Annotated in this window: 2 protein-coding genes; both read left to right on the top strand. The window is 39.7% G+C overall.

Annotated elements, in window-relative coordinates; all coding sequences use genetic code 11:
* The first annotated feature begins 3 nt into the window (after positions 1 to 3).
* Positions 4 to 5,796: an amino acid adenylation domain-containing protein gene (locus NLX74_RS24135; RefSeq protein ID WP_367997063.1), complete on the top strand. Its 5,793-nt coding sequence runs from the start codon at positions 4 to 6 to the stop codon at positions 5,794 to 5,796.
* Positions 5,797 to 5,825: 29 nt separating this feature from the next.
* Positions 5,826 to 15,935 (top strand): non-ribosomal peptide synthetase, encoded by a 10,110-nt coding sequence (locus NLX74_RS24130; protein ID WP_254330747.1) that lies wholly within the window; start codon positions 5,826 to 5,828, stop codon positions 15,933 to 15,935.
* Positions 15,936 to 15,958 lie beyond the last annotated feature (23 nt).

Raw genomic sequence — 15,958 nt, 5'->3', positions numbered from 1 at the left:
TGCCTGCTGATACCGGGAGGAGAAAAAAATCCGGAAGAAATCGTGAAGGCAATCGAAAAAAATAAAGTTACCACAATGCACTTTGTACCATCCATGTTGAGTGTATTTTTAGAGTATGTAGAGGAAAAGGGGATAATAGAGGAAATAGCAAGCTTAAAGCAGGTATTTGCCAGTGGAGAAGCACTGAACCTGAAGCAAGTAGAAAAGTTCAACAAGCTGCTGTACAAAGAAAAAGGAACAAGCCTGCATAACCTGTACGGACCAACAGAAGCAACAGTAGATGTATCCTACTTTGGCTGCTCTACGGAAGAAGAATTGGAGCTTGTACCTATAGGAAAGCCCATAGATAACATTAAGTTATATGTTGTGAGTAAGGAAAAGGGCCTGCAGCCGATAGGAGTAGCGGGAGAACTATGTATAGCAGGGGATGGACTGGCAAGAGGGTACTTGAACAGACCGGAACTTACAGAAGAAAAATTCGCAGCAAACCCATTCGCACCGGGTGAAAGGATGTACAGGACAGGTGACCTGGCAAGGTGGCTGCCTGACGGCAACCTAGAATACCTGGGCAGGATCGACCATCAGGTAAAGATAAGAGGCTACAGGATAGAACTGGGTGAAATAGAGAACCGGTTATTAAAGCATGAAACAATAAAAGAAGCAGTGGTATTGGACAAAGAAGGAGCTGACGGAAATAAGTATCTTTGTGCGTACGTCGTACCGGATCAAGAAATAACCGTACAGGGGATGAGGGAACACTTGTCAAAAGAGCTCCCGGACTACATGATCCCTTCTTACTTTATGCAGATGGAAAAGCTGCCATTGACCCCTAATGGAAAAATAGACAGGAAAGCATTGCCCGAGCCTGACGGAAGTATGAGTACGGGAACAGAATATGTAGCGCCGCGGAATGAAGTGGAAGAGAAACTGGTTGAAATATGGCAGGAAGTGCTTGGAGCAAAACAGGTAGGAATAAGGGACAACTTCTTTAAAATAGGCGGAGATTCTATACGTGCAATATCATTAGTCAGCACAATATGCAAAAAGTTGGATATAAACATCCAAATCAGGGATATATACATGAATCCTGATATTGAGAGATTGTCTGCATTCTTAAAAGTAAAAGATACGGAAGCTTTTAACAGTAAGATGGGTAAAGCAAGGGAAGAACTGGAGTTATTTAAACAGCGAATATTGATGAATGAAACTCTCTCAGAAAAGTTACCTTCGGACATGGAAGATATATATCCGATGAGTCACATAGAGCTGGGTATGATTTATCATTCCAAAAAAGACTATGAAAATGCAGTTTATCATGACCAATTTGCATTTCATCTGAATGACAAAGACTTTGATTTCCCAGCATTTAAAGAAGCGATGCTTCTAATGACGTCAAAACATGATATTTTAAGGACGGTTTTTAATTTAGAGGATTTTGAAACTCCTGTGCAAATTGTTTACAAGGGCAGTAGTCTTGATATTGAGCAGATAGATATCATGAATTTTAGCAGGACAGGGCAGGTTGAGTATATAAACAAATATTTGGAAAATGACAGAGCGAATCCGTTTGATATATCAAAGCCCCTTTGGAGGATAAGAATATTCAAACTTGACGCAAACCATATTTGTCTGGTTCTGATATTCCACCATGCTATCCTGGATGGCTGGAGTGTTGCTTCATTGATTACGGAAGTTTCAAACCTATACTCTAAGCTTAAGCAAGAAAAAGATTATATACCAACACGGCTTAAATGCAGCTATAAAGATTATATAGCAGACCAAATGACAATTAAGGACAACCAGGAAGTAATTAATTATTGGAGAGAGGAATTAAGTGAATATAAAAGGTTGAATATGCCTGCAAATATTCATGGAAAAACAAAAAAATCTTATAAAGTAGACCATGTAACACGCCATTTAAGTCAGGAATTTTTAGGTGATTTAAGAAGTACTGCCAGAAGATATGATGTAAGCTTAAAGACACTTTGCTTTGCTGCATACACTTATATGCTCAATATGCTTTCATACGAGGATGACTTTGTCGTAGGTTTGGTAGAAAATAACAGACCTGTATGCGAAGATGGAGATAAGATGCTGGGGTGCTTCTTAAATACGGTTCCCGTCAAAATGTGTTTTGATAAAATCGATATATGGGAGGAATTGATAAAAGTTGCAGAAAAGAAATTAATAAACTTAAAGCTTTATGGAAGACTGCCTTTATTTGAGATCATAAATATCCTGGGCGGAAAAGAAAACAAAGAGGAAAATCCTTTATTTGATACCATATTCAATTATGTGGATTTTCATATATATAACGAGATAATAAACAAAGAAATCGGTGATGTTAAAGATAGAATTTCAGTTGATGAATATGAAGCAACCAATACAAGTCTTGACTTTACAGTAAGTAATACATTCGATGATCTTAATATAAGCTTGATCTACTCGGACAAAGTATTGGAAAGAAAACAGGCAGAAGAGTGTATAGACTATTTTATTAATATTTTAAATATGTTTATCCATAACCCCAAAGGGTCAGTTGACAAGCTTATTATATTAAGTCATGAAGAAAGAAAGCAGTTGCTGATAGACTTTAATGATACTAAGAAAGACTATCCGCAGGACAAAACCATACATGAGCTGTTTGCTGAGCAGGTGGAAAGGACACCTGACAACATAGCTGTGGTATATGAAGACAAGCACTTGACTTACAGGGAATTGAACGGAAAGGCAAATCATTTGGCCAGAGTATTGAGGAACAAAGGGGTAAAGCCTGACCGTATTGTAGGAATTATGGCCGAACGTTCATTTGAGATGATTGTGGGGATATTTGCCATATTGAAAGCTGGAGGGGCGTATCTGCCGATAGATCCTAATTATCCTGATACAAGGATAAAGTATTTGTTGGACGATAGTGGTTCCCAGATCCTTTTGACCTCCAGGACCTTTATGGAAAATAAGCAGATTGATGCGGATATTATATATCTGGAGGAAGAATATTTAAATGAAGAGAACTCAAAGCTTGAAAATGTAAACAAACCCTCGGACCTTGCGTACGTCATTTATACATCAGGTTCGACAGGGAAGCCCAAAGGTGGAATGATTGAGCATACTAGCGTTGTAAACATAATTACAGCCCTCCAGGCCATGTATCCGCTTAAAGCGGAAGACGCTTTTCTATTTAAAACAACTTATACCTTTGACGTATCCGTAGCTGAGATATTTGGCTGGTTCCTCAACGGAGGAAAGCTTGTAATATCACGCCAAGGTGTGGAAAAGGAAGCTATGGAGTTAGTAGAGGTAATAAACAAGCATAAGATAACCCATGTAAACTTTGTACCATCAATGCTGAATATAATGGTACAGACTTTAAAAGATAATGGTATAAAACTGCCATCAACTCTCAGGTATATTTTTGCTGCTGGAGAAGCGCTGCCCAAAAAGCTTGTCCATGAGCTTTTCGATGTCTCAGAGAACACATCTCTGGAAAATATCTATGGGCCTACAGAGTCCACGATATATGCAGCGGGTTACAGTATAACAAAGAAAATAGCAGAAGAACTTATAACAGTACCTATAGGGAAAGCTTTACAGAATGTATACCTTTATATACTGGACAAGCACAACCAATTAACTCCTGTAGGAGTGGCCGGTGAACTTGTGATAGGTGGAAGCGGTCTTGCAAGGGGCTATTTGAATAGACCTGAACTGACAGCAGAAAAATTTGTACCTAACCCGTTTATTCCCGGCGAAAAAGTGTACCGCACAGGGGACTTAGTAAGGCGGCTTCCTGATGGGAACATCGAATTCATGGGCAGGATCGACCACCAGGTAAAGATAAGAGGCTTTAGAATAGAGCTTGGAGAAATTGAAGCACATCTGGTGAAGCACACTGCTATTAAGGAAGCAGTGGTTATTGCAAAGGAAGAGCAGCAAGGGAAGAAGTACCTGTGTGCATATATTGTAGGGGAAAATGAATTGACCATTTCCGAGCTAAGGGAGCATCTCTTAAACGAACTACCTGACTACATGGTACCAGCATATTTCATGAACCTGGAACAGCTTCCATTTAATGCCAACGGTAAAATTGATCGGAAAGCATTGCCTGAACCACAGGGGAATATTAATACCGGAGTAGAGCATGTAGTTCCTAGAAACGAAAGAGAAGAAATACTGGCCAAAGTATGGGAAGACGTACTAAAAACTGAAAACATCGGGGTAAAAGATAATTTCTTCAGCCTTGGAGGAGACTCAATAAAAGCCATACAGGTAATGTCGCGTCTTAACGTCCATGGGCTAAAGCTTGAAATGCGGGACTTATTCAAACATCCTGTAATTGAGGAACTCGTCGAATATATACAATCTACAAGCCGAAGAATTCATCAAGGCCCGGTAGAAGGCATAGTACCGATAACACCTATACAAAGATGGTTGTATAAACAAGACAGCAAGGATATCCATCATTTTAATCAGGAAATAATGATATATGGGCGTAACGGATTTGAAGAAGCTATTATTCGAAAAGTATTGTCAAAGCTTGTAGAGCACCACGATATTTTTAGAACAGTGGTAAAAATAGAGGATCAAAATATACTCCAATACAACAAAAACCTTGAAGGTGAACATTTTTCATTGGAAATTGTAGACCTTAGGGACAGCTATAATTACCGGGAAAAAATAGAGCTGGAAGCGTCGAGGATTCAGAGGAGCATGGACTTGTATAACGGTCCTTTAGTTAAGGTTGGTCTGTTTAAGACTAAAGAAGGGGACCACCTGCTAATAGCTATTCACCACCTTGTAGTTGATGGGGTATCGTGGAGAATCATACTGGAAGATTTGGACATAGGATACAGACAGGCGCTAAACAATGATGAAATAAAATTCAGCAACAAGACCGACTCTTTCAAAGATTGGGCACAGAGGCTTGATGAGTATGCCAATAGCCCTGAACTATTAAAAGAAATAAATTACTGGACCAATTTGGAAAAAACTGAAACAATACCGCTTCCAAAAGACCGAGAGATTGAAGAAAGAAGGTATATGAATAACAATAGCGTCAAGATCGAGCTGAGTATTGAAGAGACTGAGAAGATGCTAAAGCGGGTAAACCATGCTTATAACACAGAAGTAAACGACATATTGCTTACCGCCTTGGGATTAGCAGTGAGGGAATGGACCGGAAATGATAAGGTTCTGATCAGTCTGGAGGGGCACGGCAGGGAGGAAATCATTAAAGACATTGACATAAGCAGGACCGTGGGATGGTTCACCACCCAGTATCCCGTGGTGTTAGATGTCAGCGGACAACTCGATATTTCCCGCATGATCAAATCGGTAAAAGAAAACATCAGGCAGATACCTAACAAAGGGATAGGTTACGGCATACTAAAATATCTTACCTTGCCGGAAAACAAAGCCGATTTAAACTTTAATCTAAACCCTGAAATAAGCTTCAATTACCTCGGTCAATTCAACCAGGATAATGTAGACAATTTATTTGGAGTGTCTGATATTCCTGCCGGAGAGTCTACAGGACCAAACTATAAAAGTGAGTATTGTATTGATATTAACGGCGGAACTGTAGAAGGCGGGAAGCTGGAATTAAACTTTAGCTACAACCAGGGCGAGTATGAGAAGAGTACTATTGAAGGGGTAGCGGTGAGTTTTAAAAAGCATTTAGTAAACATAATAACCCATTGTGCAGAAATGGACTATTCAGAAGCTACACTCAGTGATTTTACAGTAGACGATCTGAATATGGATGAGTTTGAAGACGTATTGAATAACTTCGAATAAAAAGAGTTTGTATTTAAGGAGGAGTACTTATGAGTGATTTGAAGAAACAAAACATAAAAGATATGTACCGGCTCACTCCTATGCAGCAAGGGATATTGTACCACTATATGATGGATAAAAATTCAGACGCCTACTTTGAGCAGATATCACTTTCTATAAAAGGCATCCTGGACATTGATTGTGTTGAAAAGAGCGTTAATATCATTATTGAAAAGTATGACGCTTTGAGAACAATTTTTTTGTATGAAAATGTAGCCAAGCCCTTACAAGTAGTCATGAAGGAAAGAAAGCTGTCTGTCAGCTATGAGGATATTACCTCCCTTGCCGAAGAACTAAGGGATAGGTATATAGAAGAATACAGGGTTAAAGACAGAAAAAAGGGCTTTGACTTATCAAGGGATATTTTAACAAGATTAAGTGTAATTAAAACAGGCTACCAATCTTATAACATGGTATGGAGCTTTCATCACATCATTATTGATGGGTGGAGTCTCGCAAATATATTTAGAGAATTTATGGAAAACTATGAAGCCCTGATGAATAGCCGGGAGCCGGAGTCAGGAAAGGTATATCCTTACAGCCGCTATATCAAATGGTTGGAAGGCAGAAATCAGAACGAGGCCGCAGATTACTGGGAAACCTATCTTAAAGGTTACGAGCATCAGACAGTCCTTCCCCAAAACGGCAGGTCTGCAAGTGATGATTTCAGGATTGAAGAAACGGAGTTTAAAATATCTGAACAAATAACTAGCGATCTTGAGAAGTTTGCAGCCAAAAACAATACAACCATGAGTACCATTATAAAGACCATATGGGGGATATTATTACAGCGGTATAACAATACCGATGATGTGGTGTTTGGTGAGGTGGTATCGGGAAGGCCTCATGAAATACAGGGAATTGAGAGCATGGTGGGTTTATTTATAAATACCGTTGCAGTAAGGGTGAGTTGTGATGAGGATAAAACTTTTACCGAACTGATCAAAGAGATGCAGCAATCGGTGCTTGAATCTGACCGGTACAGTTTCTATCCTCTGGCGGATGTGCAGTCAAAAACATGCTTGAAAGATGCCTTGATACATCATGTCATGGCTTTTGAAAATTACCCTATGGATGAAGCGGTTAATGCTTCATCCAGTAATGGCATTTTAAATGTAGTTGGAATGGAAATATTCGAGCAGACGAATTATGATTTTGGGATACTCGTTGATGGCGGTAAGGAATTATCTATTAAATTCAGTTACAACTCACTGGTATATGATGGTAATTTCATAGAAAAAATCAAGGGACATTTTCAGTCGGTAATAGAAATTGTAACCGATAATCCCGATATGCATATTAGGAATATTGATATACTCACCGAAGTGGAAAAGAAAGAAATAGTACACTGCTTCAATAATACAACGGAGGAATACCACAGGGAAAAGACCATTCACCAACTATTTGAGGAACAAGCGGTGAAGACACCTGACAATGCGGCAGTGGTGTTTGAGGGTAAGCAGCTAACCTATAGGGAACTCAATGAGAAGTCAAATCAGCTTGCAAGAGTGTTGAGGGATAAGGGAGTTAAACCAGACAGCATAGTGGGTATTATGGTAGAACGCTCACTGGAGATGGTCATAGGTATATTTGGCATACTTAAAGCCGGAGGGGCATATATGCCTATAGATCCTGACTACCCTAAGGCAAGAATCGAATATTTACTCGAGGACAGCGAGATAGGGGTGCTGATTTCCCAAAAGCAATTCCTGGAGAAAGTGGAGTTTTACGGGAAGTATATAGACATAGAAGATGAAAGCCTTTATGCCGGAAACCCTATGAACCTGGAAGTGGTATGTTCACCGCAAAATTTGGCATATATCATTTATACATCTGGGTCTACAGGAAAACCTAAAGGGGTTATGGTAGAACATAAAGGGGTAGCAAATCTGGAGGCGTTTTTCAAGACCCGCTTAAATGTAAGTGAAAGCGATAGGATTATTCAATTTGCATCAATTTCATTCGACGCTGCAGTTTGGGAAATATTTATGGGACTATTGGCAGGAGCAACACTATATATATCTTCAGGCGATATTATCAATGACTATCGAAGATTTGAAGAATACCTAAATGAAAATGAGATAACTATTGCTACTTTACCACCTCCGTATCTGGCAAATCTGGACCCGGAAAAAGTAACTTCCTTAAAGAAGGTAATTGCAGCAGGTTCGGCTTCCACTCTCGAACTTTTAAAGAAATGGAGCAACAGGATTTCATATATAAATGCTTATGGACCTACTGAGACAACCGTATGTGCAACGGTATGGAAAGCAGATGATTGTGAGACGGCCGATAAGTCGGTACCTATTGGTAAACCTATTACCAATACCCGGGTGTTTATAGTTGATGAAAACAATAATCTTAAGCCCATAGGTGTTGAGGGTGAACTCTGTGTTTCCGGGGCAGGATTGGCGAGAGGATACTTGAAAAAACCGGAACTTACCAGGGAAAAGTTTGTACCGAACCCATTTATGCCTGGAGAACTGATGTATAAAACAGGAGATCTTGCAAAGTGGCTTCCTGACGGGAATATTGCATTTGCCGGCAGAAAAGACCACCAGGTTAAAATAAGAGGGTATAGAATCGAGCTTGAGGAAATAGAAGCAGCCCTTTTGAAGCATGCTGATATAAATGAGGCGGTGGTCATTGACCGGGAGGATTCAAGTGTAGGCAGGTATCTTTGCGCTTATATAGTGTCTGACCGAGAAGTGACAGTGACCGAAATAAGGGAGCTTATATCTAAAGAGCTGCCCGATTATATGATTCCATCCTATTTTATGAGGATAGCAAAAGTACCGTTAACCATAAATGGAAAATTGGACAGAAAGGCGCTGCCGCTGCCTGATGGAAGAATAAATACAGGAACAGAGTATGCAGCGCCTTCAGGTGAAGTGGAGGAAAGGCTTGCGCTGCTGTGGCAGGACATCCTTGGAATAGAGAAGGTAGGAAGAAATGATAACTTCTTTATGCTCGGAGGACACTCGTTAAAGGCAACAAGCCTTGTAGCAAGAATTCACAAAGAGTTCAATGTAGACATACCTCTTAAGGAAATATTCAAGACACCAACCATCTTAGAAATTGCCAGCTACATTGAAGACTCAAAGGAGAGCCTATATCAGTCCATTCAACGTGCTGGGGATATGGAATATTATCCCATGTCATCCGCCCAGAAAAGACTATATATATTAAACCAGCTTGAAGGAGCTGGAATCGCCTACAATATACCTGGCATAATATTGCTGGAAGGTACTGTTGATAAAGCACGTTTTGAGCAGGCTTTTCATAGTCTGATAGAAAGGCATGAGAGCTTTCGAACCTCCTTCCATATGATCGAGGAAGAGCTGTCTCAGAAAGTCCATGACAAGGCGGACCTAAGTATCATGTACCTGGAAACCAGTGAAGAGAAGGTTCCCGAAATAGTGGAGAAATTCATAAGGCCCTTTGACCTTGGAAAGGCTCCACTATTAAGAGTTGGACTTGTAAAGATTGGAGAAGCCAGACATATTATGGTGTTTGACATGCATCATATCATATCGGATGGAGTGTCCAACGACATACTGGTAAGAGAGTTTATAAGCTTATATGAAGGGAAAATACTTCCTCCACTGCGTATACAGTACAAGGACTACTCAGTTTGGCAGAGGGAATTGTTTGCAGGAGCTGCCATAAGTAAGCAGGAGGAATTCTGGCTCCAGACCTTTCAGGGAGAGATCCCTGTGCTGGATTTATCCACCGACTACCCAAGACCCGCAGTACAAAGCTTTGAAGGAGACTACATCAGCTTTGAAGCTGATAGCGAGCTTGCGGTTAGACTTAACAAGCTTGGATCAGACAATGGAGCTACATTATATATGACGCTTCTTGCTGCATACAATGTGCTGTTATCTAGATACACTGGACAGGAAGATATTATTGTGGGAAGTCCTATAGCTGGAAGGCCTCATGCTGACCTTCAAGACATCATAGGTATGTTTGTAAACACTCTGGCCATGAGAAACCACCCGCAAGGAGAAAAGACTTTTATTGAATTCTTGAAAGAAGTTAAAGAAAATGCTTTGAAAGCATACGACAATCAGGACTATCAGTTTGAAGAATTAGTGGATAAGCTGGACATAAGGAGGGATATGAGCAGGAATCCCCTCTTTGATACCATGTTTGCCATATACAATGTTGGAAAAGCAGAGCTCATAACGTCTGATCTAAGCTTCAAGCCGTACAACAAAGGGATAGAAGGCAGAATATCAAAATTTGACATCACCTTAAATGCATTTGAGACTGAGGATGGTATAGCCTTTGAACTCGAATACTGTACAAGACTGTTTAAGAAAGAAACAGTTGAAAGACTTGGGGCTCATTACATCAATTTGCTGGAAGAAATTGCAGCATACCCCGAAAAAAGGCTTTATGAAATCGAAATGTTATCACAGGAAGAAAAACAGCAAGTATTATACAGCTTTAACGATACTGCTCTCGAATATCCCCTGGATAAAACCATACACCAAATGTTTGAGGAGCAAGTGAAAAAGACTCCTGATCATATTGCAGTGGTTTTTGAAGGTAAACAATTAACCTACCGAGAACTGAATCAAAAGGCAAACCAATTGGCCAGGGCATTAAGAGAAAAGGGAGTAAAGCCTGATGATATTGTAGGCATAATGGTGGACCGCTCGCCTGAAATGGTTATAGGTATAATGTCAGTAATCAAGGCTGGGGGGGCGTACCTTCCTGTAGATCCTAATTATCCATTGGAAAGAAAAAGGTATATGATGGAGGACAGCAAGGCCAAAATTTTACTCACCCAAAATCATCTTATGGATCGTGATGATTTCGATGGTGAGATTATTGATTTATCTGATTATGATTATAATTTTATAAACGATGTGAATATAAAATGTATAAATAAGCCTGGTGATACAGCGTACATCATCTATACCTCTGGCTCAACGGGAAACCCTAAAGGTGTTTGCATTGATAATAAGAGTGTATTAAACCTGGTAGAGGGTCTGTTCCAGAGAATATATAGCAAATATGAATCACCGTTGAATGTTTGCCTCATTGCCCCTTATGTTTTTGATGCTTCGGTGCAGCAGATTTTCGCAGCACTGCTAATGGGGCATGCATTGTACATTGTACCGGAGGAAGCAAGGAAAGACGGTAAAAAGCTGCTGGACTTCTATAGTGAAAATAGGATTGATATTTCGGATGGAACGCCCATACACGTAAATATGATGTTAAATTCTCCTCCTATAGATAATAACCTAAAAGTGAGACATTTTATTATAGGCGGAGATGTTCTTCCATTTGATGCAGTAAAAGACTTCCTAAGCAGATTTGAGGATGTGCAACCTTGCATCACAAATGTTTATGGTCCTACCGAATGCTGTGTGGATTCTACGGAATATTTGATTACTGCGGCGGGGCTTAGTAGATTGGATAATATCCCCATAGGCCGTCCTTTGCCAAACACCAGAGCATATATACTTGGTAAGAAATTAGAAGTAAATCCTATAGGTATCGCTGGGGAATTATATATATCTGGGGATGGTCTTGCCAAAGGCTATTTAAACAAGACGGGGCTTACTGCAGAAAGATTTGTATCTAACCCGTTTATAAAGGGAGAAAGAATGTATCGTACTGGGGACTTGGCAAGATGGCTGCCTGACGGGAATATAGAATTTTTAGGCAGGATGGACCACCAGGTAAAGATAAGGGGATTTAGAATAGAACTTGGAGAAATAGAGGCTCAGCTATTAAGACATGCTTCAATAAAAGAAGCTGTGGTTATTGTAAAGGAAGACCAACAGAAGAACAAGGATCTGTGTGCATATTTCGTTGGGGAAAATGAACTGACAATAACTGAACTAAGGGAATGCCTTTCAAAAGAATTGCCCGAGTATATGATCCCGGCATACTTCATGCAGCTGGATGAAATGCCTTTGACAGCCAATGGTAAGATAGACCGGAAGAACTTGCCCCACCCTGCTGCTCATTTAAATACTGGAGTAGAGTATGAAGCACCTTCAGGTGAAGTGGAAGAGAAGCTTGTACAATTGTGGCAGGATATCCTGGGGGTTGAGAAAATAGGGAGAAATGATAATTTCTTTGTGCTTGGGGGGCACTCATTAAAAGCAATAAACTTTGCAGCCAAAATTCACAAAGAGTTCAATGTAAATATATCTCTTAAGGAGATATTCAAGCTGCCGACAATTGCAGAAATTGCCAAGTACATCCAGGAAGCCCAAGAGAGTATTTATCAATCTATCCAGCCCACTGGAGAAATGGAATACTATCCTATGTCGTCTTCCCAAAGAAGGCTGTATATATTAAATCAGCTTGAAGGAGCAAGGGTGGCATACAATATGCCAGAGTTTATGTTGTTAGAAGGCAGTATTGATATAGAACGTTTTGAGAAAGCCTTAGATCAGCTGGTAAAAAGGCATGAGGCTTTCCGGACCTCCTTCCATATGGTAGATGGTGAACCGGTGCAGAAGGTCCATGATGAGGTGGAATTTAGTATCATGTACATGGAAACCGGCGAAGAAAAAGCCTCAGAAGCAGCAAATGAATTCATAAGGCCATTTGACCTTGGCAAGGCTCCTTTACTAAGAGCAGGGCTCGTAAAAATTAGAGAAGACAGGCATGTCATGATGCTTGATAAACACCATATCATATCTGACGGGGTGTCGGATGAAATACTGGTAAGAGAATTCATAAGCTTGTATGAAGGAATGAATCTTCCAGCACTTCAGATTCAGTACAAGGACTATTCCGTATGGCAGAATAAATTGTTTGCTGACGGCACAATCAGTAAACAAGAAGAATACTGGCTCCAGGCATTTAGGGGAGAAATACCAGTACTTGATATGCCGGTAGACTACCCAAGGCCGGCTATACAGAGTTTTGAAGGCGATATGGTCAGTTTTGAAACAGGCCGGGAACTTGCACATAAACTGAACAAGCTTGCCGTGGATCATGGAGCAACACTGTATATGGTGCTTCTAGCTTCATACAATGTGCTTCTTTTCAAATACACCGGACAGGAAGATGTCGTAATTGGAAGCCCTATAGCAGGAAGGCCAGATACAGATTTGCAGGACATCATAGGCATGTTTGTCAATACCCTAGCTATGAGGAATTACCCTCAAGGTAAAAAGAATTTCAGCGAGTTTTTGATGGTAGTAAAAGAAAATGCTCTAAGGGCTTATGAAAACCAGGATTACCCATTTGAGGAACTTGTGGAGAAGCTTAGCATTAAGCGGGATTTGAGCAGAAATCCGCTGTTTGATACTGTGTTTGTCTTGCAAAATAAAGAGGCATCAGAATTTAAGATGAATGGGCTAAGGTTCATGCCCTATGATAATGAGTTCAGGGCGTCCAAATTTGATTTGACCCTAAACGCCCAAGAGACCCAGAATAATATTGTATTTGGGTTAAAGTATGCTACTCGTCTGTTTAAGAAAGAGACAATAGAAAAACTTGGGGTCCATTTCATCAATGTACTGGAAGAGATCACAGCTTACCCCGAAAAGATGCTGTCCGAAATAAATATACTATCTCAGGATGAAAAACAGCAAATACTAAATAGTTTTAATGATACAAAGGCAGAATACCCTAGGGATAAGACTCTACATGAGCTGTTCCAAGACCAAGTGGAAAGGACACCTGATAATGTAGCTGTAGTGTTTGAGGACAAGCAATTAACCTACAGGCAGCTCAATGAAAAGGCAAATCAGCTTGCCAGAGCACTTAGAAGTAATGGTGTAAAGCAAAACAGCATAGTTGGAATAATGGTAGAAAGATCCGTAGATATGCAGGTTGGAATACTGGGAATTTTAAAAGCAGGAGGTGTCTATTTACCAATTTCAACCAAACTTCCTGGACTAAGAATAAAAAAATTACTGGAAGATAGTAATGCAACTATGCTGTTGACGCAATCACATTTAGCGGATAAAGCAGAGTTTTACGGTAATATATTACTGCTTGATTCCCCTGAAATATACATTGGAAGTGCTGAAAACCTTGATAAAATAAATAAACCAGAGGACTTAGCTTATATCATTTATACATCGGGATCTACTGGAGTTCCGAAGGGTTCAATGATAGAGCATCGAAGTGTAGTTAACTTGGTTTATGGACTAAGAAAGCTTGTCTATGAAAATTATGATAATTATTTAAATGTTGCCCTTGTGTCCCCTTACTTTTTTGACGCATCTGTAAAACAAATATTTGCGGCTTCTCTCCTTGGCCATACGCTGTTTATAGTTCCTGAGGATACAAGGCTAGATGGTGAGGGCCTTCTAAAGTACTATAACAGGAATTCAATTGCTGTTTCAGACGGAACACCAGCACATATAAAGCTTTTAACAGATACTGCCAGGCCTGGCGAAAGTCTTTCAGTTATGCAGTTTATTATCGGAGGGGAAGAACTTTCATGTAAAGGTATACAAGGTTTCTATGATCGGTTTAAAGATAATAACCCTACTATAACAAACGTTTATGGTCCAACAGAATGCTGCGTAGATTCAACTTATTACCATTTAAGCCGTGAGAAGGTGAGAAATCTAACAAGTATACCTATAGGTATGCCATTGCAGAATTATAAGATATATATACTTAATGAAGACATGAATATCTTACCGGTTAATACAACTGGTGAAATATATATATCTGGAGATGGGCTGGCAAAAGGCTATTTGAACAAACTTGAATTGACTACGGAAAAATTTATAGCTAATCCTTTCAGCTCTGGAGAAAGAATGTATCGTACCGGTGATCTTGGAAGGTGGCTTCCTGACGGAAACATCGAATTTATAGGCAGAGTAGACCATCAGGTAAAGATTAGGGGCTTTAGGATAGAGCTTGGGGAAATAGAAGTGCAGCTATTAAAGCATCCTTCAATAAAAGAAGCTGCGGTAATTGCAAAGACAGACCAGGAGGGCAACAAGTATTTGTGTGCTTATATAGCAGGGGAAAGTGAATTTACAATATCAGATTTAAGGGCGCTTCTCTTAAAAGAACTTCCCGATTACATGATACCACAATACTTTGTTCAGCTGGAAAAGCTGCCTTTGACAGCCAATGGCAAAATAGATCGGAATAATTTACCCCAAAATGACGGTACTTTAGCTACATCAGTAGAGTATGTAGAGCCTTGCGGTGAAGTTGAGGAGAAGCTTGCACTGCTGTGGCATGATGCCCTTGGAGTACAAAAAATTGGTGTGAATGATAACTTCTTTGAACTGGGAGGATACTCACTGAAGGCAATATCCCTTATAAGCAGAATTTATGAACAGTTAAATGTTGAGGTACCACTAAAAGACTTTTATATGGCCCCAACCATAAAGGAAATTGCCCGTTTTATACACAATACGTACGCCAATGATTATATTACACCAAGTCCGGCAATTCATTTTAATTCAGCAATGGAGAGTCTTATGTTTGCATTCCCTCCAGGAGGAGGAAATGGAATAGCTTATGGTAGTTTATCAAAACAAATGAATGCTTATTCCATATATTCCTTTGACTTTATAGAAAATGAGAGCAGGATGGAGGAGTATGTGAAGGCAATTACTTCTGTCAAACCCGAGGGCCCATATATTCTATTTGGTTACTCGGCAGGAGGTAATCTGGCATTTGAAGTTGCTAAAGTATTAATTGAAACTGGACATCATGTATCCGATATAATCTTTCTGGATTCGGCTAAATCATTTGTCCTTATTGAGGAAGAAAGCGAAGATGCTAAGAAACTTGCTGAGCAACAGGATAAAGAATTTATAGAAGAAAATGAGAAACTTATAAAAGGCATGTTTGGAGATAACCAGGCAGTTATTGAAAAGGCCATTGAAAGAATGAGAAATTATCATAAATACACTAGAAGTGTTATAAACTCGGGACAGATAAACTCCAATATCCATCTTATTATATCACAGCAGCAAGACAATGAAGGTGAAGCTGATTTATGTGAAGGATGGAGAGAGGCAACAACGGGAGAGTTCAAAGTATATAACGGATTTGGCAGTCATTTTGATATGTTAAGTACAGGATATATAGATAAAAATGCGGCTATTATTAAAGAAATATTGGAAGAGATCAACCAATAGTTCAGATATAAGGGGTAGATATA

The organism is Paenibacillus sp. MZ03-122A (assembly GCF_024213325.1).
Taxonomy (GTDB): domain Bacteria; phylum Bacillota; class Bacilli; order Paenibacillales; family Paenibacillaceae; genus Paenibacillus; species Paenibacillus polymyxa_B.
The sequence above is the reverse complement of the archived record's forward strand: the minus strand, read 5'-3'. Positions and strand labels throughout refer to the sequence as shown.

What these genes read in the sequence shown, in the direction of transcription:
- NLX74_RS24130 (WP_254330747.1), top strand. Translation starts at nt 5,826, where the DNA reads ATGAGTGATTTGAAGAAACAAAACATAAAAGATATGTACCGGCTCACT.